Source organism: Sphingorhabdus sp. EL138, from assembly GCF_900258045.1.
Classification (GTDB): Bacteria; Pseudomonadota; Alphaproteobacteria; order Sphingomonadales; family Sphingomonadaceae; genus Parasphingorhabdus.
Genome location: NZ_OGVD01000003.1, coordinates 584,952 through 606,408, shown reverse-complemented (window position 1 = coordinate 606,408; position 21,457 = coordinate 584,952). Strand labels below are relative to the sequence as shown.

General features: G+C 52.3%; 28 protein-coding genes. 11 read left to right on the top strand and 17 right to left on the bottom strand.

From position 1 onward, the window contains the following. Complete coding sequence (holA, locus tag DK507_RS09075) at positions 1-1,047, top strand: DNA polymerase III subunit delta (protein WP_109356036.1); 1,047 nt, start codon at positions 1-3, stop codon at positions 1,045-1,047. 18 nt (positions 1,048-1,065) lie between these two features. On the opposite strand, the gene DK507_RS09070 is transcribed toward holA, so the two are convergent. Continuing rightward, positions 1,066-1,614: a DUF4402 domain-containing protein gene (locus DK507_RS09070; protein WP_254054315.1), complete on the bottom strand. Its 549-nt coding sequence runs from the start codon at positions 1,612-1,614 to the stop codon at positions 1,066-1,068. Positions 1,615-1,952: 338 nt separating this feature from the next. Between DK507_RS09070 and msrB the strand changes: the two genes are divergently transcribed. Both msrB and DK507_RS09060 read left to right on the top strand, forming a co-directional pair. Beyond that, positions 1,953-2,351, top strand: coding sequence for a peptide-methionine (R)-S-oxide reductase MsrB (gene msrB, locus DK507_RS09065; RefSeq protein WP_109356035.1), 399 nt, complete (start codon positions 1,953-1,955; stop codon positions 2,349-2,351). 88 nt (positions 2,352-2,439) lie between these two features. Continuing rightward, a complete protein-coding gene (locus DK507_RS09060; protein ID WP_109356034.1) occupies positions 2,440-4,539 on the top strand; it encodes a transglycosylase domain-containing protein in 2,100 nt (699 codons plus the stop codon). A 6-nt stretch (positions 4,540-4,545) separates the two neighbouring features. On the opposite strand, the gene DK507_RS09055 is transcribed toward DK507_RS09060, so the two are convergent. Genes DK507_RS09055 through DK507_RS09045 form a run of 3 tightly spaced genes read right to left on the bottom strand, consistent with a single transcriptional unit; the run spans position 4,546 to position 6,315 of the window. Then, positions 4,546-5,307 (bottom strand): M48 family metallopeptidase, encoded by a 762-nt coding sequence (locus DK507_RS09055; RefSeq protein WP_109356033.1) that lies wholly within the window; start codon positions 5,305-5,307, stop codon positions 4,546-4,548. Then, complete coding sequence (locus DK507_RS09050; protein WP_109356032.1) at positions 5,276-5,722, bottom strand: YcgN family cysteine cluster protein; 447 nt, start codon at positions 5,720-5,722, stop codon at positions 5,276-5,278. Before DK507_RS09050 ends, DK507_RS09055 begins: the two co-directional genes overlap by 32 nt. Further along, positions 5,710-6,315, bottom strand: a complete 606-nt coding sequence (locus tag DK507_RS09045) for an SCO family protein (RefSeq protein WP_367889557.1) — start codon at positions 6,313-6,315, stop codon at positions 5,710-5,712. The genes DK507_RS09050 and DK507_RS09045 overlap by 13 nt, the downstream gene beginning before the upstream one ends. A gap of 165 nt (positions 6,316-6,480) precedes the next feature. On the opposite strand from DK507_RS09045, the gene DK507_RS09040 reads away from it, so the two are divergent. Then, positions 6,481-7,089: an ankyrin repeat domain-containing protein gene (locus tag DK507_RS09040; protein WP_109356030.1), complete on the top strand. Its 609-nt coding sequence runs from the start codon at positions 6,481-6,483 to the stop codon at positions 7,087-7,089. 16 nt (positions 7,090-7,105) lie between these two features. Here DK507_RS09040 and DK507_RS09035 read toward each other — a convergent pair whose 3' ends face one another. The 11 genes from DK507_RS09035 to DK507_RS08985 all read right to left on the bottom strand — a co-directional run bounded on the left by DK507_RS09035 (position 7,106) and on the right by DK507_RS08985 (position 14,284). Next, the gene (locus tag DK507_RS09035; protein WP_367889556.1) at positions 7,106-7,648 is read right to left on the bottom strand and encodes an MmcB family DNA repair protein; all 543 of its coding nucleotides are present in this window, start codon (positions 7,646-7,648) and stop codon (positions 7,106-7,108) included. 80 nt (positions 7,649-7,728) lie between these two features. Next, entirely contained in the window at positions 7,729-8,430 is a 702-nt protein-coding gene (locus DK507_RS09030; RefSeq protein ID WP_109356029.1) for a cell wall hydrolase, read from the bottom strand. A 194-nt stretch (positions 8,431-8,624) separates the two neighbouring features. Further along, positions 8,625-8,960, bottom strand: coding sequence for a DUF1491 family protein (locus DK507_RS09025; protein ID WP_109356028.1), 336 nt, complete (start codon positions 8,958-8,960; stop codon positions 8,625-8,627). Further along, positions 8,957-9,439, bottom strand: a complete 483-nt coding sequence (locus DK507_RS09020) for a PaaI family thioesterase (RefSeq protein WP_109356027.1) — start codon at positions 9,437-9,439, stop codon at positions 8,957-8,959. The genes DK507_RS09025 and DK507_RS09020 overlap by 4 nt, the downstream gene beginning before the upstream one ends. Before the next feature lie 2 nt (positions 9,440-9,441). After that, the gene (locus DK507_RS09015) at positions 9,442-9,909 is read right to left on the bottom strand and encodes a PTS sugar transporter subunit IIA (protein WP_109356026.1); all 468 of its coding nucleotides are present in this window, start codon (positions 9,907-9,909) and stop codon (positions 9,442-9,444) included. A gap of 144 nt (positions 9,910-10,053) precedes the next feature. Further along, positions 10,054-10,626 carry a ribosome-associated translation inhibitor RaiA gene (gene raiA, locus DK507_RS09010; RefSeq protein ID WP_109356025.1) on the bottom strand — a complete coding sequence of 191 codons (573 nt, stop codon included), beginning with the start codon at positions 10,624-10,626 and terminating at the stop codon, positions 10,054-10,056. 65 nt (positions 10,627-10,691) lie between these two features. Next, on the bottom strand, positions 10,692-11,390 hold the full coding sequence (gene dnaQ, locus DK507_RS09005) for a DNA polymerase III subunit epsilon (protein ID WP_109356024.1): 699 nt from the start codon (positions 11,388-11,390) through the stop codon (positions 10,692-10,694). A gap of 27 nt (positions 11,391-11,417) precedes the next feature. Beyond that, positions 11,418-12,017, bottom strand: coding sequence for a dephospho-CoA kinase (gene coaE, locus DK507_RS09000; RefSeq protein WP_109356023.1), 600 nt, complete (start codon positions 12,015-12,017; stop codon positions 11,418-11,420). Then, complete coding sequence (gene aroE, locus DK507_RS08995; RefSeq protein ID WP_109356022.1) at positions 12,014-12,832, bottom strand: shikimate dehydrogenase; 819 nt, start codon at positions 12,830-12,832, stop codon at positions 12,014-12,016. Before aroE ends, coaE begins: the two co-directional genes overlap by 4 nt. Beyond that, positions 12,829-13,422, bottom strand: coding sequence for a nucleoside triphosphate pyrophosphatase (locus tag DK507_RS08990; RefSeq protein WP_109356244.1), 594 nt, complete (start codon positions 13,420-13,422; stop codon positions 12,829-12,831). Before DK507_RS08990 ends, aroE begins: the two co-directional genes overlap by 4 nt. 16 nt (positions 13,423-13,438) lie before the next feature. Next, the gene (locus DK507_RS08985) at positions 13,439-14,284 is read right to left on the bottom strand and encodes a pyruvate, water dikinase regulatory protein (RefSeq protein WP_109356021.1); all 846 of its coding nucleotides are present in this window, start codon (positions 14,282-14,284) and stop codon (positions 13,439-13,441) included. A 302-nt stretch (positions 14,285-14,586) separates the two neighbouring features. Here DK507_RS08985 and hemE point away from each other — a divergent pair, with 302 nt between their 5' ends. The 5 genes from hemE (at position 14,587) to DK507_RS08960 (ending at position 18,533) form a co-directional block, all read left to right on the top strand. Further along, positions 14,587-15,621 carry a uroporphyrinogen decarboxylase gene (hemE, locus tag DK507_RS08980; protein ID WP_109356020.1) on the top strand — a complete coding sequence of 345 codons (1,035 nt, stop codon included), beginning with the start codon at positions 14,587-14,589 and terminating at the stop codon, positions 15,619-15,621. Next, positions 15,618-16,061 (top strand): CopD family protein, encoded by a 444-nt coding sequence (locus tag DK507_RS08975; RefSeq protein WP_109356019.1) that lies wholly within the window; start codon positions 15,618-15,620, stop codon positions 16,059-16,061. The genes hemE and DK507_RS08975 overlap by 4 nt, the downstream gene beginning before the upstream one ends. 168 nt (positions 16,062-16,229) lie before the next feature. Beyond that, positions 16,230-17,486: a transcription termination factor Rho gene (gene rho / locus DK507_RS08970; RefSeq protein WP_109356018.1), complete on the top strand. Its 1,257-nt coding sequence runs from the start codon at positions 16,230-16,232 to the stop codon at positions 17,484-17,486. 25 nt (positions 17,487-17,511) lie between these two features. Further along, a complete protein-coding gene (locus DK507_RS08965) occupies positions 17,512-17,808 on the top strand; it encodes an antibiotic biosynthesis monooxygenase (protein ID WP_109356017.1) in 297 nt (98 codons plus the stop codon). Further along, entirely contained in the window at positions 17,805-18,533 is a 729-nt protein-coding gene (locus tag DK507_RS08960; protein WP_109356016.1) for a TerC family protein, read from the top strand. The genes DK507_RS08965 and DK507_RS08960 overlap by 4 nt, the downstream gene beginning before the upstream one ends. An 18-nt stretch (positions 18,534-18,551) precedes the next feature. On the opposite strand, the gene DK507_RS08955 is transcribed toward DK507_RS08960, so the two are convergent. Then, positions 18,552-18,959 carry a nuclear transport factor 2 family protein gene (locus DK507_RS08955; protein ID WP_109356015.1) on the bottom strand — a complete coding sequence of 136 codons (408 nt, stop codon included), beginning with the start codon at positions 18,957-18,959 and terminating at the stop codon, positions 18,552-18,554. Then, positions 18,956-19,654, bottom strand: a complete 699-nt coding sequence (locus DK507_RS08950) for a dienelactone hydrolase family protein (RefSeq protein WP_109356014.1) — start codon at positions 19,652-19,654, stop codon at positions 18,956-18,958. The genes DK507_RS08955 and DK507_RS08950 overlap by 4 nt, the downstream gene beginning before the upstream one ends. A 136-nt stretch (positions 19,655-19,790) precedes the next feature. Between DK507_RS08950 and DK507_RS08945 the strand changes: the two genes are divergently transcribed. Together DK507_RS08945 and mnmE are read left to right on the top strand one after the other, a co-directional pair. Then, on the top strand, positions 19,791-20,054 hold the full coding sequence (locus DK507_RS08945; protein WP_109356013.1) for a DUF6489 family protein: 264 nt from the start codon (positions 19,791-19,793) through the stop codon (positions 20,052-20,054). A gap of 18 nt (positions 20,055-20,072) precedes the next feature. Beyond that, on the top strand, positions 20,073-21,368 hold the full coding sequence (gene mnmE, locus DK507_RS08940) for a tRNA uridine-5-carboxymethylaminomethyl(34) synthesis GTPase MnmE (protein ID WP_109356012.1): 1,296 nt from the start codon (positions 20,073-20,075) through the stop codon (positions 21,366-21,368). Positions 21,369-21,457: the final 89 nt, after the last annotated feature.

The following is a 21,457-nucleotide window of genomic DNA, read 5'->3' as shown; positions in this document are numbered from 1 at the left end:
GTGAAAGTCAAAGATAATGAAATTGTGCGCCGTTTTCATGCGGCACCTGAGACGATAAAGCTTGCCGTTTTGTGCGGCCCCAATGCGACGCGCTGTCAGGCTTTGGCCAATGAATTGGCGGCCCCGCTGGCTCAATCCGCGGAACGAATTGACCTCACCATTGGAGATCTGACCGAAAGTGCAGCGCGGCTGAATGACGAGGCGACATCGGCATCTCTATTTGGTGACAAGCGCTTCATCATGGTCCGCCTGAACAGCGGAGAAGCGGTGAGGGCAACGGCAGCTATAGAGAATCTACTGGAAAGCGAGACCAAAGGTGATCCGGTATTCATAGTCGCGGCGGGAATGGCGGACAAAACCGCCTTGGCCAAAAAAATCGCGGCAGCCCCCGATGCCCTGATCGCCACCTGCTATGAAACTTCGCAAAGCGATGCAGTTTCAGCCATTTCCGGCATGGCGCGCGATGAAGGCGTGCGCATGTCGCGCGACACCGCAGCTGCAATAGCCGCCCTGACCAGCAATGATCTTGTTCTCGCGAGACTCGAGGTAGAAAAAATTGCGCTGTATCTTGATGCCACGCCGGATAGCCCGAAAGAGGCTGCGGCGGAACTCCTCAATCTGCTTGGCGCAGAAAATGACGAAGAAGATCTGGGGCTTTTGATCAACGCCGCGGTGAGTGGCGACACCAGGAAACTGACCTGTGAACTTGCGGCAGTCAGCACCGTCGGCTTTAGCGAGGTCGGGCTGATCCGGTTAATGCTGCGCCATCTGAACAAGCTGGCCGAACTGCGCGCCAAAGTTGATCAGGGGTCGAATATCGCCAAACTGGTGAATCATCCCAGCGTGTTCTGGAAAGACCGCGACAATTATGCGCGGCAGCTGAATATCTGGTCATCCGCTCATATAGGGCGGCTGATCGAACGGATTTTGGTACTGGAGATTGCCCTCAAAAGCAGCGGCCAGCCGGAACATGTGCTGGTCGAACAGGAATTGCTTACCATCGCCCGAAAGGCTGCCCAGGCCAAAAAGGTCGCCGGATTGCGCTAAAAACTACGCAGGGGCTGTTTACTCATAATCAGCGGTAATCGCGATCCGGCCGCGAAACTGGCCGCTGGCATTGCCGGTTACGCGCAACCGGCCACCAAAAGAGAAGTTCAGCCTTCCATCACGATCGAGCCGTGCCTGCGCCGGTAGATCGGTGTCGAGCTTAACCAGATCGGCAGTCGAGCCATTTGGGGCGCTTAATGTGATCCTCTCCGGCAGGTGCACGCGCACCACACGCCCCGGTTCCCCGGTCAAACGCCCCTCGCCATTGAGGGATAAGCCGCCCAGATCCGTCAATCCTCCGCTAATCCGGCGCTGTCCAGATTGTGGATCGATCTCAACCTCACCGCCCGCCCGATTAAGTAGGGCCAGTCTGGAAAAATCCAGATTGGCGGTGATTTCGATATTGAGAGGTGTCTCGGTCTTGTCGGATGATCGCGCAGATGGCGCGCTGTCCGGTGGAGCCGCACATAGCCGACACTGCGCCGCAGCACTGTCCGGCGCAACAAGCATCCAGCCGCACAGCAGCATCAAAGCCGGAAAAACCAGCCGAAATGTTGCATTAATCATCACCACATTCCGGTTTTATCGCAAAGCACTGAAAAAATGGTTAATTATTTATGATCACGGCCTCTTGCAGGCCGGATATCCGGCTTTCCCACACCAATGCCATTGTGATATTTTCCATCCGCTCCTTCTCAATCTTTGAACTATACACAGCTCGTTTTGGCCGAAAATGTCAAAATTCTGCCCGAAACTGACTGTGACTTGTGTGAACTTTGGTCGGGAACAACCGCTCCGAGCCACTGTTACAAGACCACAAAAAACACCCGAAAGGACATTGCGCACATTGTAAACTTCGCCCGCCGCCGCTTGACGCCAGCGGCTTTTCTCCCCACCTTGGCTTCATGGAAAAAATCGTCTTGAGCGCTGATGAATGGCGCGAAAAACTTAGCCCAGAACAATATCATGTGCTGCGTGAAGCGGGGACAGAGCGCGCCTTTACCGGAAAACTCAACGCGGAAAAACGCGATGGCGAGTTTTTCTGCGCCGGATGCGGCGTAAAATTATTCGATGCAGCAAAAAAATTCGACAGCGGCTGCGGGTGGCCAAGTTTTACAGAACCCTCCGAAGCCGAAGCCGTCACCGAAATCGAAGATCTCAGCCACGGCATGCGCCGTATCGAGGTGCGCTGCACCAGCTGTGATGGGCATTTGGGTCATGTTTTCCCGGATGGTCCGGCGGAAAACGGCCTGCGTTATTGCATGAACAGCGCCGCATTGGATTTTGAACCCAAAGATAGCTGAAAATTTCGCTGTCCTACAACGTTCAGCCTGCAGTAAGACGATAACACGCTAAACAGACGCATAGTAAGCGTATGGTGAATGGGACAATATGGCGCGGGGCAAAAAACGCAGCAAACAATCGGGAGCAGTCCGAACATGGCTCTCCCGGATAATAAAAACCGGGCTTATCGTTGGCCTGCTCGGCTTCATTGCGCTTGTCGTCGCGGTGATGGTCATCCGGTCATCGCTGCCGGGCTATGAAGACCTGAAATCCTCGCCCAACGGGCAAATGATCCGTGTATTGGACGTGAATGGAAAAGAATTGTTTTCCATGGGCCCCAGCTATGGCCAATGGCTGGACTATGAAGATATTCCCCAAGTCATGAAAGACGCCATGATAGCTGTGGAAGACCGCCGCTATGAAAGTCACCTTGGCGTTGATCCCATCGGAATTGCGCGTTCGTTTAAAGTACGTCTGGAACGGGGACACTGGGCGCAGGGTGGTTCGACCATCACCCAGCAACTGGCCCGAAACATCTTCCTGAACAGCAGCCGGACATTCGGCCGCAAGGGCAGGGAAATGCTGATTGCCTTGGCGATGGAGCGCAAGTTTTCCAAGGAGCAGATACTAGAGCTTTATCTCAACAAGGTTTATTATGGCGGCGGGGCTTATGGCATTGATGCCGCCTCTCGCCGGTTCTTTGCACATGGTGCCGGGGAGCTTAGCCTTGCCGAAGCAGCGATTATTGCGGGGCTGGTCAAAGCCCCATCACGCTATTCACCTACTGCCGATGCGCAAGCCGCTATCGACCGCGCGACTGTTGTTTTGCGGGTGATGCAGGATGCCGGAGCCATCAGCGCATCACAGGCGGCTGAAACCAAACCAACTGCCGTCAAACTTGCGCCTGAACCGCGCCAGAATAGCGTGCGCTATTTTACCGATTGGGCTCTGCCGCAGCTCGACCTTCTGATCGACGAAGCGGTGGAACCGATTGAGGTGTGGACAACCCTGGACCTTGATATGCAGCGGGCAGCCACCAATGCTATCCAGACCGGCGCCCCTGCCGGCACACAAGGTGCATTGGTTGCCATTGATCGCGACGGTGCCGTGCGTGCGATGGTTGGCGGAACCGATTATGTAACATCCAACTATAACCGGGCGACACAAGCCGTGCGTCAACCGGGATCGGCATGGAAAATCTTCGTCTACATGGCTGCGCTGGAGGCCGGCTATACGCCCAATGATATTGTCACGGATGAACCGATCAAAATAGGCAACTGGACTCCGCGGAACAGCGGTGGACGCTATGCCGGTGATATCACTCTGCGCTCCGCTTTCGCTTATTCGAAAAATACCGTTGCGGCGGCTATTGGCAATGATATCGGAACCACAACCATCGCCAACATGGCTCGCCGGTTCGGGGTTACCACGCCCATTGATACCAATCCGTCAATGGTATTGGGGACATCGGACGTCCGGCTTCTGGACATGACAAGGGCCTTTGCCTCGGTCAATGCCAAGGGTGTTGCGATCACGCCCTATGCAATCACCAAAGTCAGCACGATGAACGGGGACGTTCTATACCAAAGCAAATTTGATGGCAGCCGGGTGCTTGTCGATCCATGGGTCGCGGCTGGTATTACCGATCTGATGCAAACCGCGGTTAACGCGGGTACCGGTAGGGCCGCCCAGATTGGCCGGCCCGTAGCCGGTAAGACGGGCACCACCAGTAGCAATAAAGATGGCTGGTTTCTGGGCTTTTCAAGCGGTTTGACCACAGGTGTATGGATGGGCCGGGACGATGCCAAAGCGGTTCGCGGACTGCAAGGAGGCCGCGCGCCTGCTGCGGCTTTCGCATCCTTCATGAAAGTCGCCGTGGCCAAACGGAAAGCGGAAAAATTTGATACCGAGCTGATCTTGCCCGACTGGCAACTGGAACCGGATGAAGAAGAATTTTATGGGGCGCCGGAAGACGGCATCTATGTGGACGAAAACGGCATGCCCATCGAGACGGGGCAAGGCCTGGAATATGATTTGGAGGGCGGACAGGCGGAGGACGGCCCGCCCCAGCTGGATCAGGACTGGATTGACTCGGTTTTGGGTCGGGGCGAAGAAGAGGATAGCACTCCTGCAGGGGAACCGGATGATCCGCCGGCTGACCGACCTGATGGACCAGTTTCGATCTTGCCCAAACCAGCCGAAGAATAGAGCTTGCTATCTGATTGGTGCGCCAATCAGGTGCAGCGCAGCGCCATGTTGCTTCAGCCAACAATCCGCTTCATTGCGTTTGCCTTCAAAAATCCGGTCCAGCAGTGCGTAGAAAGCAGGGCTGTGGTTCATGTGCCGCAAATGGGCCACTTCATGAGCAACCACGGAGCGCCTGACCATCGGCGGGGCCATGATGAGACGCCAGCTCAGCCTTATGGCTTTGCGTCCAGAACAGCTGCCCCAACGTCTGCGTGCATCGCCCACCGATAGCGCGGGCAAATCGACCTCTGCTCGATCGCAATAAAATGCCAGATCCTCCGCATACATGTCCCGCGACTGGTCTTTCATCCAGCTGATTACACGCGATTCAATCCGGTTTTCCGGGCCGCCAACGCGGATTTCGCCATCGATTTTCAAAGGTTTGCGGGAATATTCAGCAGACCATCTTATGGCATGACTTTCCCCCGCAAAGGCAATTTCGGCGCCATTGATAATCGGTACCGCTGGCAAGGCATCGGCAAAGCGCTCCGCCAACCAGTCCGATTTGGACTGGGCAAAACGCAGCGCCTGGGCGGTGCTGGCATAGCGCGGCATGGTCAGCTTTACCTCCCCTTTCACTGTGTCAGCTGACACAGCAATAGAGCGCGCCTGTGCCAATTTGCGGACTTGCAGCGGGTAAAAGCGACCTTCGAGTTCAATCTCGAATTCATCCCTTTCGGTTGGGACCGGTCGTGCCTTAGAGCGGTCTGTCCAGAATATGCTGTTCAATCGGCCCAGCTTCCACCTCCGTTATCACCTTGCCCCGGATTGAATTCCCGGTTTCGTGTATCGTTTCGCGATCACCAGAGACCAGATAATGCCATTCCGGCAACGGTAAATTACGCGCCCGCATCTTATAAGCGCAACTGTCCGGAAGCCAGGTAAATTGGTCAAGCTTACCGCGTGTCAACCGTATGCAATCGGGGACATAATAGCGGCGCCGCCGATAGTCGCTGCACCGCGCGCTCTGTGTGTCCAAAAGCTTGCAGGCAATGTTGGTCATATAGACCTTACCATCATCCTCATCTTCGGCCTTCAGCAAGCAGCACTTGCCACAACCATCGCACAAGGCTTCCCACTGCGCACGGTCTAGCGTGTCCAGTGGTTGTTCCCAGAACGGAAGCTCGGTGTTTACCGCGTCCACCGCTTAATCTCATCCGCAACTTGCTGGGGGGTACCGTCAAACGGGAGCAGCGCAATTGGTTCGCCCTCTGGTCCGAACAGATAGCCTTGCCGGCTATGGTCAACCAGATATTCGCTAAAACCCGGACTTTCGCGCTTATTGTAGATGATCAGATATTTCTTTGCGACAACGGCAATCTCATCGACACTGCCTGTCAGGCCTATCAACCGGGGGTGAAAATTCCCGACATATTGTTTCAGTTGTTCCGGGCGATCACGCTCCGGATCGATCGAAATAAAGATCGGCTGGATTTTCTCCGCAAGAGAAGGGTCTTCCTTTTCGGCCAACGTCAAGCCGTTCATCAGATTCGCAAGATCTATCGGGCAGACATCGGGGCAATAGGTAAAGCCAAAATAGATGATCCGGTATTTTCCGGTAAAATCCGTATCGGAACTTGTTCCGCCATCTTGATTGGTTAGCGTAAAACTGCCACCAATATCTGCTCCCGCGAGAGGAGCTTCGGTTTCTGCGCTGCCGGGAGAGGCCGGGTTGCAAGCGGCGAGAAGCAACATTAAAAGGGTAGCAGAAAAAGCAGATAGTAAATTATTCATCATGCGGCCAGACATGGTCTGCTATGGATGATTATTCAACTGATAATTGATGGCTTCTATTGTCAGGCGGCAACTGGTTTTCGAGTTTACGCGCGTTAAATTTATATAAGGCAGCTCATTATGCTTCGGGGCAGAAACAGATTTTCAAACATCCGCAAGGGAAACAAGATGGTTCGTTTCTACGCGCTGATATTGGCAGCTTTTTCGCTGGTGGCTCCAGGTGTTGCAAATGCCCAATTTTCAACGAGTTACAATTTTCTGAAAGCAGTGAAAGACCGGGATGGCACCGAAGCCACAAAATTCCTGAATGAGCCAGGCACAGTTATTGTTAACACAAAGGACCTTTCGACAGGCGAGACGGCGCTGCATATTGTTGTAGCGCGGCGAGACGCCACCTGGACCGGATTTCTTTTGCAAAAAGGTGCCAATCCGAATGTCAGGGATAAAAGCGGCACAACCCCGCTCATGCTCGCCACCCGCTTACGGTTTATCGAAGGAGCGAGAGTACTCCTGCAAAAAAAGGCCGATGTCAATCAGACCAATAACCGCGGCGAAACAGCCTTGATACGTGCTGTCCAGCTACGCGATTCTGAAATGACACGGCTATTGTTGAAAAACGGTGCAGATCCAGATCGCACCGATACCCTGGCCGGCCTGTCAGCGCGCGATTATGCAACCCGCGATCGCCGCGCTTCTGCGATATTGGCCGAGATTGAAAAAGCGGATAAAGAGAAAAAACCGGAAACCACTGGACGATTTTTTGGTCCTGAAGGCTAAGTCTTTCACCCAAATTTTAGTAGAATTCCCGTGCCTGTGGGTCGATCCAGCCATGGGCTACCGATAATCGCTGCATGGAGCGACGTGCCAGACGCATTGTCTCTGTTTTCCGCCGTGCAGGGGCAAGTGCATGGGTTGCTGCAGAACGGACCATTTCCGCATCATAAGCATCGGCGATGATCAACCCGGCGCGTTCTGGCATAAAATCCGGTCTATCCAAGGGAGATGCATCAAAATCGCTTGGCAATGCCCAGTAGAAGCGGTCACAATAGTCGAGATATTCTGTCCACTTATTGTCGCCCAGTAAATCACCGCGCGCGACCTTGATCTCCACAATCACGATCTGCCCCTTGGCATCAACACCCATCAGATCCGCTCGCCTCTTATTGGGCAGGCTGACTTCAGACAGAACCATTATATCGTGGCGGGAAAAGAGGCGCGCCACACCGCGGGCAACTGCAGCAGCCCCCGTTAATGGCACCGTATTTTCCTCGATCTGATCGGGATTCAGTGTCAGAGCGGCGACTGATAGGGGCGAATCACTTTGTTCTATCATCATGAAAAGAAGCTAGAACATAAATAGAACAAAATAAAGTCCCCCGATTGGGAGCCCTTATGAAATCAGTTTGTCAATCGGTATCACCGATAGAAGATATGATTGTCAATCGTTGCCATCCGCTTTAACCGCCAGCCGGGCGATACATAGCGGGCATGGAAGAACAGTGCGCCTTCGACAGGGCTTTTCCAACCATCGTTCATAGCGATTTTTGAAATCGCAACTGCATTGCGCCAATGGCGGTGTCCTTTGTCAATCCGCGGCATTTTGCCGTTACGGATAAAGGAAAATTGCTTACGCTGATACACAACGCCGCAAAGGGTGTCAGGAAAGCGCGAAGATTTGGCACGCGCCATTACAACCCGTGCGACGGCTAGCTGACCGGCCAGTGTTTCACCTTTGGATTCAAAGTAGACTGTTCCAGCAAGGCACTGCATCTCTTTGCTGAGCGCCCCATCCACCGATTGCTGTCGGACCAGTTCGCGCAATGAACCAGCGCCATTATTGGTAAAATCAACTGTTTCAACGGCAGCACGCTGTTCGTTAGCAAGCCGATCCGCTTCGACAACGTCTTGGGGAATAGCAGCCGCTACTTCCTTCAGCTCCCCAAAAATTACCGGGGTCGTATCATCGGCAGATTCCAGCATATCAGGATCAATAATGATCTCGGATTCTGGAGTAGTGTCATTGGCTTCTAACGCGAAGGACACATCGGTCACTGCGAGAGCGGCGACCGTAGAAAATGCAAGCGACAACACGCTTGCAGCTTTAAAAATTTTGCTCATAAACCTGTTATTTTATGCGGCGAGTCCAGTGCGAGCCAAAAGCCCGCGTAAATAAGCCTAAAAAACCAACCAACGGCTTATCCCTGTTCCCTCCGTCTGCATGTTTATTCCGCGCCCATATGGACAATCCCTCGGAACAACCTTCGCTTCAAAGTTGGTCGCGAAATAGGGTGCAGTGCAGCAAAGTCAAGAAATCAGGTCATTTCAGCGATGAGCCGTTCCGCATCCGCGACGTCCAGTTCAATTAACCATAAGTCCGGATCAAATCTGCTCCGGCGTTCCAGATATCCGTCTAAATTTTGTTTATTATCAGTGCTTTGCGGCCATATCACCTGCCAGGTCGCAGGACCATCAAGACTTGGCATTTTCTCCAAAAGTCGCGGATCTTTACCTTTTTCGACGCATATTATGAGGATCGCGCCAGAGATTCGATCGCCTTTTCTAAGTACCGCTGCAAAGCCACCCTCCTGATTTACTTTGCGCAACAAGGACTGCACAATCATCTCCGCAGACAACCGCGGTTCTATCATAGATCCTGCTTATATCCGGGGAGAGACGCTAGCGGGATATGCGACCGCATGAACGTACCGGTTCCGCGGGCAATTTCCTCACCTTCCTCATCAATAAGCCGGGAGTCAGCAACAAAAACCCGTCTTTTTCCACTGACCCAGCGACCTTCAGCAGTCACAGTGCTGGACTTTAACGGCCGGGTAAACAGGACGTTGAATGCGGTGGTAAGTAAAAAACGATCGGAAACCAAACTGTTAGCGGCATAAAATGCAGCATCATCGAGCATTTTAAAATAGCTGGTGCCATGAACCGCGCCGGCTGCATGATAGTGACGCTCATCAACCGCAAATGTAATACGCGCAAAACCGCGTTCGGAAATTTCAAGATCGGATTCGAACAGTTGATTGATCGGCGCTGCCTTATAGAGCCGCTCTAAAGCCCGAAAATGTTCGTGTGACCCGTTGTTATTTTCCTGATCTGAATCATTCCGGACAGCCATGATCAAGCCGCTTGCTGACCCTGTTGTCCCGTAAGCAGCGCATATAGGGCATCCTCGGACGCCGCGCCCCGCAATTTGGTGACGACAGATTCATCACGCAGAAACCGTGATACTTCTGCCAGCGCTTTCAAATGATTGGCGCTACCTTGTTCCGGAGACAATAAGCCAAAGATCAAATCAACGTCCTGACCGTCATGAGCATCAAAGCCTATGGGTTCCGCAAGGCGAATAAAAAGCCCGACACATTTGTCGAGCTGTTTGATCCTTGCATGGGGAATCGCAACCGACCCGCCAAAACCAGTAGAGCCTATAGTTTCACGGTCATGAAGCCGTTCCAGCACTAAATCTGCGTCCAAACCATATGATTGAGCCGCGTTTTCCGCCAATACGGTAAAAATCTGCTGCTTTGATAGAACCGTGGCGCTCGCCATAACGGCGGCAGGGTCAATGTAGACTGACAAATATTCCATTTTTTCCTCTCAGACCCACTGGTCTGAATTTTCACTACGCAAAACATCATAAGAGGCGAATCGCCATCACAGGATGCAGCTGATCACAAACATCTGTCCGCCAAGTTTTTCTGGCGAACCGGGGGAATCAATATCGAAAAGGCGCTATTTCTGTGGTTCGACCCAGCCGATAGTACCATCCGCGCGGCGGTAAACCATATTATGTGATCCAGTTCCAGCATTTTTAAACAATAGCGCATTGGTATTGCGCAAATCCATCATCATCACCGCATCGGATACGCTTGCTTCGGGGATATCGGTACTGGTTTCAGCAATAATGGGCGGGTCTTCGGAAACAGTTTCGACTTCCACCTCATCGTCACCGGCGTCAAATACGCGGTAAGCTGCCTCCTCCTGTTTTGCCGCATATTGCGCCTGAACATGGTGATCATTCAAACGGCGCATATATCGACGAAGCTGCTTTTCAATCTTGTCCGCCGCTTGGTCAAAGGCTTGATGTGCATCGCCAGCCTTGGCCTCTGACTTCAACATCAAACCAGTCATGATGTGGGACACAATATCGCATTGAAAGTGATTATGGGGGGCTTTGCCAAATGTTGCATGGCTGGAAATCGCCTTGGGAAAATATTTGTCGGCTATCGCATTCATTCGATCGTCAACATGGCCTTGTAGCGCATCGCCGGTGTCCACCTGATGTCCTGAAACACGAATTTCCATATTTTTTCTCCATTATGGTTACGCACTATTTTATAGATATTCAGCCGGAAAAGATATCTCGCTGGTCAGGTTTCAGCCCACAGCGGATCCTTAATACCTTCCATGAAAGCGGCATGACGCTCCAGTTCTTCTGTGCTGGGACTATGCGGTCGCGGTGCAATAAACTGCCTGCGTAGCGCCGATTCCTTTTGTGAAGGCTGGCGTTCTTTAGTTTCCGCAGCGGGCTTGTCATCCGCCAGACCAAGACCGATTTGCCGGCCGCCAGTAAGCTCAATATAAAGCTGTGTCAGTAGTTCGGCATCCAGCAGCGCGCCATGCTTTACCCGATGACTACGGTCAATGCCGTATCGACTACAGAGCGCGTCGAGAGACAGCTTTGCCCCCGGATGCTTTACCTTCGCAATAGCCAGCGTATCGACCATGCGAAATTGCGAAATTGCGGTTTTTCCACACAAGACCAGCTCGGCATTGAGGAAATTGAAATCAAATTGCGCATTATGGGCGACCAGATCGGCATCGCCGAGAAATTCAAGCAATTCTTCTGCACCATCAGCAAAGAGTTTCTTGTCCGACAGGAAGACATCGGAAAGCCCGTGTATTTCTTCCGCTGATTTGGGCATCGGGCGCTGGGGATTATAATAACAGTGAAAACTGTTACCTGTTTCAACCCGGTCGATCATTTCAATACAGCCTATCTCAACCATCCGGTCGCCGCTTTGCGGGTCGAATCCGGTGGTTTCGGTGTCGAAAATTATCTCGCGCATAAGACCAATATCGGACTCAATTTCCGGTTACGCAAGGGAAGCTTTCAATTTTTCTATGGTATTTTGCACTTGCTGCCGTGTTTCTTCGAGAGGCCTTGATGTATCAATGACAAAATCGGCGCGTTTGCGTTTTTCTTCATCCGGCATTTGCAAGGACTTAATCTTCTCAAACTTGTCCACAGTCATACCGGGCCGGCGCAAAACCCGTTCACGCTGGTCATCCTCTGTGGCGGACACCACGATCACATGATCGACACCGGCCGCCCCGCTTTTTTCGAACAGGAGCGGAATATCGAAAAGGATCATGGGTGCAGCCTTATTATCTTCTAAAAAATCCATCCGCATCGCACCAACAGCCGGGTGAATGAGCGCTTCGAGCTGTTTTAGGGCATCCGGATTGCCAAGCACCGCAGGACCAAGTTTTTGACGATCTACTCCTTTTTCGTCAGTTGTGCCGGGAAACAGGGCTTCAATCTGCGCGACAAGAGCGCCGCCGGGACCCTGCAAGACATGTACGGCGGCATCGGCGTCAAATATCGGTACCCCTTCATCGGCAAACATTTGCGCAACAGTGGACTTTCCCATGCCGATAGAACCGGTAAGTCCGATGATCATCGGACCAGTCATATGACAAGTAGCTTTCTAAGCTCAACATCATGTTCGAGCGGCGGAGCTTGTCCAAAGAAAATTTCAAAAGCGACAGCAGCTTGCCCGATTAACATTGTCAATCCATCAATCGTATCGAGACCACGAGACTCCGCAGCCCTGAGCAATTTGGTTTTCAGCGGAACATAGACGAGATCGTAAATAATCGCGTCGTCCGGTTGACCATCAAGATCAATGGTCAACTCGTCCTGCCCTTTCATGCCAAGTGCGCTGGCATTTACCAGGAGCCGGGCGGGCGGAAGGGTCGAGCCATGTTCCAACGCCTGCCCCTTCAAGCCAAAGCGCGCCAAAAGGGCCGATGCCTTCAACACGTTGCGGTTGATGATAGTCACCGATCCAACCTTTATACGGGATAGGGCAAACAACACTGCCTGTGCAGCACCGCCAGCCCCGACAACAATCACATCCTGACCGCTTAACGGCACATCGGCGATCGGCGCAAAAAAACCACCTGCATCCGTATTGGTGCCAAAAAGATCCCCGCTGTCATTACGTGCTATGGTGTTCATGGCACCGATAGACGCCCGCACATCTCCCGGGTCGGATACATGATCCATCACCGCTAATTTATGTGGAATCGTGACGTTGCAACCCTGCCAGTTTGGATCATCCCGACGATCAGAAATATAATCCGCCAGTTCATCCGGTTTCACGCGGAAAGTCTGATAATTGGCTTTTATACCCAGTTTCTTGAGCCAGAAATTATGAATGATCGGCGATTTGCTATGGGCAATCGGGTCACCGATCACTTCGGCATATGGTAGCGTTTCGGTCATGACGTCATCACGCCCCTGACGCGCAAATAGTCGAGCAAATGAAGCAGTGGCAGGCCCATGATTGTAAAGTGATTCCCCTTAATGTCAGAAAAAAGCTGCGCGCCGTGGGCTTCAATTTCATAACATCCAACACAATGGCGGATATTATCCCATTCTGCCTCAACATAGCTGTCAATAAACGTGTCGCTCAATGGCCGCATGGTCAAAGTCGCGATGTCAACATGCCGCCAGACCGGTGATCCCTGATCTGCGATCACCGCTGCACTGAATAGTTTATGCTTCTTACCGGATAGCAATTGTAAATGTGCCTTGGCGTCATCGCGGTCCAATGGCTTATCAAGCATGGAGCCGTCTTCCAGCGCAAGAACCTGATCCCCGCCAAGCACCAGCGCCGGACCGATCCGCCGCGACAAGCGTACGGCTTTTGCTTCGGCCAGCGCGTCAGCCAGATTCCGCGCCGTGACACCATCAGCCTGCAAACCAGCTTTCAAAGCCTCTTCGTCAACATTGGGCGGAAGGGATTCAATGACTACACCTGCCGCTTCAAGCATGGCGTGTCGCGCCTTGCTCTTCGAGGCCAGAACAAGCATGGGTTCCGTCACCGGATCATCCATTGCCCTCATCCTTCACGCTTTTCGTCGAGCTAATGTGGCGCTCATTATAGAAATTTATGATCGCAGCAGCAGACTCCTCAATCGAACGCCGCGTCACATCAATCGTCGGCCACCCGTTATCTGCAAACATGCGCCGGGCATACTGGATTTCCGCCTTTACCTTTTCCTCATCTACATAGTCCGTTTCCGGTGCCTGGTTGAGAGACAATAGCCGGTTACGTCTGACCTGCACCAGACGGCCAGCGCCCGCCACCAATCCGACCACCAGAGGGTTTTTCAAATGATACAGCGCGTTCGGCGGCGGTGATTCCGGAACAATCGGGATATTGGCGGTCTTATAGCCCCGATTGGCGAGATAGATTGATGTCGGCGTTTTTGATGTGCGTGAAACACCTGCAAGAACAATATCTGCCTCTTCCCAATTCTCCCAACCAATCCCATCGTCATGGGCGATGGTGAATTGAATCGCTTCGACCCGCTCAAAATAGGCGGCATCCAGTATATGTTGGCGACCTGGTCGCGCTTTTGCTTCCTGACCTAACATGTTGGACAGGGCATCGGTCACGGTATCCAGTGCTGGCACTACCGGTAGCCCCAAATGGCGGCATTCCCGCTCCAGCCGCGCCCTTATATCACTGTTTACCAACGTAAAAATAACCAGTCCCGGATTATCCGCAACTTCGACCAATATCCGGTTCAGATGGGTTTCGGAGCGCACCATCGGCCAGAAATGTTTGATGATTTCCACGCCATCAAATTGTGCCAAGGCCGCTTTTGCGATATTTTCCAGTGTCTCTCCGGTCGAGTCAGACAGCATGTGAAGGTGAAGCCTATTCATACCCGCAACCCTGTGATTTCATTGTGGATAAAGCAAGGGATGAATGCGGGATTTTTGGAGCCTCCATTTTCATCCCCGTCATCCCAAATTCTATCCACAGTCCGTCAAGTTTTGGAAATTTCATCCACAGATTGTGGATAATGGGGACCAAAATCGGGAATCGGTAAAATTTTCGTTAACAGCCATCTGTCAATCTGTTTGTAATCTCGGTAGAGCAGCGTTACCGCCTCTTTCCACGCACTATCATCATCAACAAGATTCTATAAATATACTATATTATTATATGGGATGACCCTTATCTTATGTCTGACGGTACCGACTCTCCAAAAACTTTGTTCAACACTCTGCGCGGCAAGAAACAAGATCAAACGCCCGTCTGGCTTATGCGTCAGGCCGGACGCTATTTGCCGGAATATCGCGAGCTTCGCGCGCAAAAAGGCGGTTTTTTGGAACTTTGCTATGATGCTGAGGCAGCTTCAGAGGTAACCATACAACCGATAAAGCGATTTGGCTTTGACGGAGCGATCCTGTTTTCCGACATTTTGATCGTGCCTCATGCCATGGGTCAGAAGCTCTGGTTTGAGACGGGAGAAGGACCCCGTCTGGCACCGAGGCTCGTCGATGCCGCTTTATCGTCTCTTGAGGCTGCTCCGGAGCATTTTGAGGCTATTTATGCCACGGTGCGCAGTGTCGCTTCGCAGCTGGACGACAAAACCACCTTCATGGGCTTTGCCGGCAGCCCCTGGACCGTCGCAACATATATGGTGCATGGGCAAGGCAGCAAGGATCAGGGTGTCGCGCGACGCTATGCTTATGGCGATGAAGCAGCTTTTTCAGAGCTGATCAGCGCGATTATTGATAATACCGTTACCTATCTGCTTGGTCAGATTGATGCAGGTGTCGACGCGGTTCAGCTTTTCGATAGCTGGGCAGGATCCCTTTCTCCTGCACAATTTGAAAAATGGGTAGTCGCCCCCAACGCAGAAATCATAGCACGGATAAAAGCCGTCCATCCCGATCTGCCGATTATCGGTTTTCCAAAGGGAGCGGGGGCAAAGCTGGCCGCCTATGCCAATGAAACTGGCGCCGATGCCATTGGTCTGGATGAAACCGTGGATCCCCAATGGGCGCACGATACCTTGCCAGCCGATCTGCCCCTGCAAGGCAATCTTGATCCTCTTGCCCTGATTGCAGGCGGACAAGCTCTTGAAAAATCTGTCAAACACATCTTGCAAGTCTTTGAAGACCGCCCGCACATATTCAATTTGGGTCATGGCATCTTACCCGACACGCCCATTGAACATGTTGAAAAGCTGCTTACACTTGTCCGGCAATGAATGAATATCTTTCCATGCTCTATCTCTGGTTAAAATCTGCTCATCTTATCTTTGTCATCTTCTGGATGGCCGGCCTGTTCATGATGCCCCGATTTTTCGTCTATCATCAGGAATCAGTCGTCGGATCAGAAGAAGATTCCAAATGGATTGAGCGAGAGAACAGGCTTCGCAAGATCATTCTCAATCCTTCGCTGATCATCACGTGGGTTTTAGGATTGTTGCTGGCTTATCATATCGATGCGTTCAGCCAGGGCTGGTTCCACGGGAAATTACTTATTGTCCTGCTGCTCTCCGGCTATCATGGCTGGATGATGGGCTATGTCAAAAAACTCGCGCGCGGCGAACGGACGATGACGGATAAAAAGCTACGGTTGGTCAACGAAGTGCCCGGAATTGCGGCGGCGATAACCGTGATCTTGGTGATTGTGAAACCGTTCTGATCGGGTCTGTCCGTTTTGGTTTCAGCTTTTGTTGACAGCCAAAGGGCAAAGGCGTAATTGACCGCCAAAGCCCGTCCGGGCGATCTTTCATGTGAAAATTTGACGGCGCACACGCTGCACACATGCAAAAACAATATATAACTTCCTGATATTTTTGGATAAATCTCCATGCATTTAAAAGAATTAAAAGAAAAATCGCCTGCTGATCTAGTCTCTATGGCGGAAGAACTCGGCGTTGAAGGCGCATCAACCCTGCGCAAACAGGATCTGATGTTCGCGATTCTCAAAGAACTTGCGGATAATGATGAACTGATCATGGGCCTTGGCACCATTGAAGTGCTGCCCGATGGATTTGGCTTTTTGCGCTCGCCAGAAGCCAATTATCTCGCTGGTCCTGATGATATTTATGTTTCACCGAACCAGGTTCGCAAATTCGGTTTGCGCACGGGTGATACGGTCGAAGGCGAAATCCGTGCACCGCGGGATGGGGAACGCTATTTTGCGCTGACCAAACTGACGGCGATCAACTTCGACGAGCCCGATGCGGTGCGTCACCGGGTGAATTTTGATAACCTCACGCCGCTTTATCCGGACTCGAAGCTGACACTCGATAGTCTAGACCCGACGGTCAAAGACAAGTCCGCTCGCGTCATCGATATTATTTCGCCCCAAGGTAAAGGCCAACGTGCCTTGATCGTGGCGCCGCCGCGGACCGGTAAAACCGTGTTGCTGCAAAATATTGCCAAGGCGATTACCGACAACCATCCCGAAGTCTATCTGCTCGTTCTGCTGATCGACGAACGGCCGGAAGAGGTGACCGATATGCAGCGCTCGGTAAAGGGCGAAGTGATCAGTTCGACCTTTGACGAACCTGCGACACGGCACGTGCAAGTTGCTGAAATGGTTATTGAAAAAGCCAAACGCTTGGTTGAGCATAAGCATGATGTTGTCATCCTGCTCGACTCCATCACCCGTTTGGGCCGCGCCTATAATACGGTTGTTCCAAGCTCCGGTAAGGTTTTGACCGGCGGTGTGGATGCCAATGCTTTGCAACGTCCAAAACGCTTTTTCGGTGCCGCGCGTAATATTGAGGAAGGCGGCTCGCTTTCCATCATTGCAACCGCGCTGATCGATACCGGCAGCCGGATGGACGAGGTTATCTTTGAAGAATTTAAAGGTACCGGTAACTCCGAAATTGTTCTGGACCGGAAAGTTGCCGACAAGCGGATCTTCCCAGCACTGGATGTTGGCAAATCCGGTACCCGTAAGGAAGAATTGCTGGTCGAAGATGACAAGCTCAAGAAAATGTGGGTGCTGCGCCGTATCCTCATGCAAATGGGCACGATCGACGCGATGGAATTCCTGCTCGACAAGATGAAGGACAGCAAAGCCAACGACGATTTCTTCGACAGCATGAATCAGTAGGATTGCGGGGAGGGGCGCCGCCGCGATGATTATTGAACAGGCTTTGCTGCAGGTAAAACCGGGTCAGTCCGACCAGTTTGTCTCAGCGATGCAAAAAGCAAAGCCGCTTATCGCTGCGCAGTCAGGTTTTCAATCCATAGAAGTTCGCCCCTCTGTCGATCGGCCGAATCAGTTTCTCTTACTGGTTAAATGGAAAAGTGTTGAGGCGCACCGCAACGGATTCCGCAAATCACCGGAATATGCCCAATGGCGCGCCTTGCTTCATGACTTTTATGACCCTATGCCGAGTGTAACATATTTTGGGGAAACGATTTTTTCATGATTGATCTGCTGACGATTTTGACTGCTGCGGTGCCGAGTGGTTTGGGTTCACCGGCGGAAATCTGGGCTGCAATTGTTCATGATTTTTCCAACATGGGGTCGCCGGAAGCTTTGGCTGCCTTTGGCCAGGTTATTCTTATCGATCTTGTTTTTGCTGCCGACAATGCGATTGTTGTCGGCGCACTGGCGGGCGGATTGCCTGCGGATCAGCGACGCAAAGTCATCATGCTGGGTATCGGTGCAGCGTTGGTTTTGCGTATAATTTTTGCGCTGATCGTCGTGCAATTGTTGCAAATTGTAGGGTTGGTCTTTGCTGGCGGGTTGCTTCTTCTTTGGGTCGCCTGGAATTTTTATCGCGAGATTTTCCATGAAGGAGAATCGCCGGGTTCGCCGGAGATTGCTGGCGATGAACATAGCGGTGTTAAGGCGCAGAAAAGCTTTTGGGCCGCTGCCTGGGCGGTAATGGCCGCCGATGTATCGATGAGCCTCGATAATGTCCTCGGCGTCGCTGGGGCCGCGCGCGAACATCCCGGCATATTGGTTGTCGGTTTGTTGTTGTCGGTGGCGCTAATGGGGCTCGCCGCCAACATCATCGCCAAATATATCGAGCGCTATAAGTGGATAGCTTATCTCGGTCTGGCGGTGATCGTCTATGTCGCTGGAAAAATGATCTACTCCGGTCTGGTTGGCGATGAACAAACGATCGGAATCTTGACTCTTTTCTGATTCGAAAGATTTTGGGTATCAGGCTGATTTCTTCATTTTTTCCAGCATCTTACCCATTTCATCCCAGACCTTGTTAATCGCCTGTAACGGTCGCACCATGACCTTGAAATCCTGAATCTTGCCATCATCATTCCAGCCGATGATATCGACGCCGTTGACTTGAATATCATCCAATTGGAGCTGAAACTCCAGCATTGCCATATTGGCATCATCGTCGACAATCTCGCGGACATAGCGGAAACTGTCATTGCCGAGCACGCTGTCGGCGGCGGTCAAATAAGCCATGACAATGGGCTTCCCGGCCTGCGGTGTGTGCACGACAGGGGAGTGGAATACCGCATCATCGGCGAGTTGTGCGCTTAGCGCTGCTTCGCTTTTGTCGGCTATGCGTGCATGCCAGGCTTTCAGATTTTCGCGTGCGCTCATGACAGTTGCTCCTTGAAAAATTCTGCTGTGCGGCTGTCGGCCAGTGTCGCTGCTGTCTCCTCACGGCGCGCCCCAAATTCGGCGGCAAAACCGTGATCCAGTCCTTCGTAGTCATGTAAGGTGACCTTGGGATGATCATCCAGCCCTTCGTGCATGGCGGCCTGTGCATCGGCAGGCACAAAGCCATCGGCTGTCGGGATATGGAGCATGACATCATGCGCAATCGCGTTTTTCTCGCCAAGCAGGCCATCAATACCTACGCCATAATAGCCAACAGAAGCGTTAATATCGGTTCTGGCTGCCGTCATGAAAGCCAGTCTGCCGCCGAGGCAATAGCCAACGCAGCCCACTTTTCCACCATTTGCAGCGTCGCGTGCGAAGTGAATCGCTGCTTCAATATCTCTGATGCCCTGATCCTGATCAAATTTGCCCATCAGATCGAGCGCGACCTGAAATTCTTCCTGAACATCGGCATCCAGATCCGTACCTTCGTTGACCCGCCAGAACAGGTCTGGCGCAATGGCCATATAACCGGCCTTTGCCCAGCTATCGCATTTCGTCTTGATTCCCTTATTCACGCCGAAAATTTCCTGAATCACGATGATCGCAGCGGTCGCGGTTCCTTCCGGAGCAGCAACATAACAAGGAAATTCTCCATCTCCGCTCAATGTTTTGATCGGCTTCATATCACCCATTTTTTGCGCTCCTTTGCATCATGACTTGATTAATGGTGCACAATATCCCCATATCCTGTTGTGGCAAGGTGGAACATCATCTGTTGCGGTGAGGGGGGAACTTCGCTTCAACGATTAAGATAAGAGGAAGCACATAATGAAAGTAACCGTAGAACTGGATTGCACACCGGAAGAAGCACGCCGGATGATGGGTTTGCCTGATGTCGCAAAGCTCAACGAGACTTATGTCAAGGAAATGTCGAAGTTTCTGCAGGGGGCCAGTTCTGTTGAGCAACTGCAAAACTTCACGAAGATCATCGCTCCCATGGGTGAAGCCGGCATCAAGATGTTCTCTTCCTTCTTGGGCGGAGCGATGAGTGGCGGTAACGGAAAATCTTCTTCGTCCAAGAAAAAAGACTAGATATCAAATAGATAGAACATGTCTGCTGGTGATACAATCTTTGCGCTGTCGAGTGGGCAGCCACCAGCGGCCATTGGTATTATCCGGATTAGCGGTCCAAAAGCATCAAATGCTCTGCAGGCTTTGAGCGGATCGTTGCCGGAGGCGCGGCGCCCCCGTCTGGCGAAGTTAACGGACCCGGTAAGTAAACAGCTGCTCGATACAGCACTGGTTTTATGGTTTCCGGGCCCCAATAGCGCGAGCGGTGAAGATCTGGCTGAAATCCATTGCCATGGCGGCCGGGCGGTTGTGCGCGCACTGGAATCGGCGTTGGATAATATGGATGGTCTGCGTCAGGCGGAGCCGGGAGAATTTACCCGCCGGGCCTTTACTCATGGGCGAATGGATCTCGCTGAAGCAGAGGGTTTGTCTGATCTGTTATTTGCAGAAACGGAGCTACAACGCCGTTCTGCCATTCAGACGGCTGGCGGCGCCTTGTCTCGAAAAGTGGAAGATTGGCAAAGCGCCATCTTGCGCTTGTCTGCTCTGGTTGAGGCGGAGCTCGATTTTTCGGACGAAGATGATGTCACTCCGGCGCAGTTAGAGGTAGTGCAATCATCGGCGGTTGGTGTTGCCACGGAAATGAAAGACATTCTGGATCGCCCACGCGCTGAAAAGCTGCGTGAAGGGGTGAGGGTGGTTTTAGGTGGTCCGCCCAATAGCGGGAAGTCGACTTTGCTCAACGCGCTGGTGGAAAGGGAGGCGGCGATTGTTTCAGCTATTGCCGGAACCACGCGGGACGTTATTGAGGTGCCGATTGCGATAAAGGGCATACCGTTTCTGTTCATTGATACAGCCGGCATAAGAGATGAAGGGGCGGAAGAAATTGAACGGATAGGCATAGATCGTGCTCGCGCGCAATTTGATGCGGCAGATATCATTCTGTGGCTTGGACCGGAGGGAGAGGGGTCCGACAGCCCAAAATTGATCGAAATCGCATCGCGCCAGGATCATCCCGAATATCAACCCAAGTCTTCAACAGTGCTTTCTGTATCCCCGCTTGCGGGAGCAGGGATGAACGAGCTTGTGGCGCTGCTTGTTGAGCGTGCGAAAGAAATTGTACCGCGCGGTGACGAGATTAGCGTCAACAAACGCCAGGCCGATCATCTTGCTGAAGCACAGGTCAGCCTAGGTCAGATACCAGAGGTGCAGGATTATCTGATCATTGCTGAACAATTGCGCCTGGCCCGGGCTGCGCTTGATGCGCTGACGGGCAGGGCGAGCACCGAAGATATGCTCGACGGCCTGTTCGGGAAATTCTGTATCGGTAAATAAGACTGTTCCACGTGGAACAGGGTTAGCACTATTCCTCATCAGCGCGAGATCATTTTGACCTGAAACCCCCATTCCGCTATGGGCGCAGC

Bases quoted from the DNA above. Each gene is read 5' to 3' on its own strand.
- DK507_RS09070 (WP_254054315.1), bottom strand. From the start codon at position 1,614: ATGATTAATGCAACATTTCGGCTGGTTTTTCCGGCTTTGATGCTGCTG.
- msrB (WP_109356035.1), top strand. From the start codon at position 1,953: ATGGAAAAAATCGTCTTGAGCGCTGATGAATGGCGCGAAAAACTTAGC.
- DK507_RS09060 (WP_109356034.1), top strand. From the start codon at position 2,440: ATGGCGCGGGGCAAAAAACGCAGCAAACAATCGGGAGCAGTCCGAACA.
- DK507_RS09045 (WP_367889557.1), bottom strand. From the start codon at position 6,315: ATGATGAATAATTTACTATCTGCTTTTTCTGCTACCCTTTTAATGTTG.
- DK507_RS09040 (WP_109356030.1), top strand. From the start codon at position 6,481: ATGGTTCGTTTCTACGCGCTGATATTGGCAGCTTTTTCGCTGGTGGCT.
- DK507_RS09035 (WP_367889556.1), bottom strand. From the start codon at position 7,648: ATGATGATAGAACAAAGTGATTCGCCCCTATCAGTCGCCGCTCTGACA.
- DK507_RS09030 (WP_109356029.1), bottom strand. From the start codon at position 8,430: ATGAGCAAAATTTTTAAAGCTGCAAGCGTGTTGTCGCTTGCATTTTCT.
- DK507_RS09025 (WP_109356028.1), bottom strand. From the start codon at position 8,960: ATGATAGAACCGCGGTTGTCTGCGGAGATGATTGTGCAGTCCTTGTTG.
- DK507_RS09020 (WP_109356027.1), bottom strand. From the start codon at position 9,439: ATGGCTGTCCGGAATGATTCAGATCAGGAAAATAACAACGGGTCACAC.
- DK507_RS09015 (WP_109356026.1), bottom strand. From the start codon at position 9,909: ATGGAATATTTGTCAGTCTACATTGACCCTGCCGCCGTTATGGCGAGC.
- raiA (WP_109356025.1), bottom strand. From the start codon at position 10,626: ATGGAAATTCGTGTTTCAGGACATCAGGTGGACACCGGCGATGCGCTA.
- dnaQ (WP_109356024.1), bottom strand. From the start codon at position 11,390: ATGCGCGAGATAATTTTCGACACCGAAACCACCGGATTCGACCCGCAA.
- coaE (WP_109356023.1), bottom strand. From the start codon at position 12,017: ATGACTGGTCCGATGATCATCGGACTTACCGGTTCTATCGGCATGGGA.
- aroE (WP_109356022.1), bottom strand. From the start codon at position 12,832: ATGACCGAAACGCTACCATATGCCGAAGTGATCGGTGACCCGATTGCC.
- DK507_RS08990 (WP_109356244.1), bottom strand. From the start codon at position 13,422: ATGCTTGTTCTGGCCTCGAAGAGCAAGGCGCGACACGCCATGCTTGAA.
- DK507_RS08985 (WP_109356021.1), bottom strand. From the start codon at position 14,284: ATGAATAGGCTTCACCTTCACATGCTGTCTGACTCGACCGGAGAGACA.
- hemE (WP_109356020.1), top strand. From the start codon at position 14,587: ATGTCTGACGGTACCGACTCTCCAAAAACTTTGTTCAACACTCTGCGC.
- DK507_RS08975 (WP_109356019.1), top strand. From the start codon at position 15,618: ATGAATGAATATCTTTCCATGCTCTATCTCTGGTTAAAATCTGCTCAT.
- rho (WP_109356018.1), top strand. From the start codon at position 16,230: ATGCATTTAAAAGAATTAAAAGAAAAATCGCCTGCTGATCTAGTCTCT.
- DK507_RS08965 (WP_109356017.1), top strand. From the start codon at position 17,512: ATGATTATTGAACAGGCTTTGCTGCAGGTAAAACCGGGTCAGTCCGAC.
- DK507_RS08960 (WP_109356016.1), top strand. From the start codon at position 17,805: ATGATTGATCTGCTGACGATTTTGACTGCTGCGGTGCCGAGTGGTTTG.
- DK507_RS08955 (WP_109356015.1), bottom strand. From the start codon at position 18,959: ATGAGCGCACGCGAAAATCTGAAAGCCTGGCATGCACGCATAGCCGAC.
- DK507_RS08950 (WP_109356014.1), bottom strand. From the start codon at position 19,654: ATGGGTGATATGAAGCCGATCAAAACATTGAGCGGAGATGGAGAATTT.
- DK507_RS08945 (WP_109356013.1), top strand. From the start codon at position 19,791: ATGAAAGTAACCGTAGAACTGGATTGCACACCGGAAGAAGCACGCCGG.
- mnmE (WP_109356012.1), top strand. From the start codon at position 20,073: ATGTCTGCTGGTGATACAATCTTTGCGCTGTCGAGTGGGCAGCCACCA.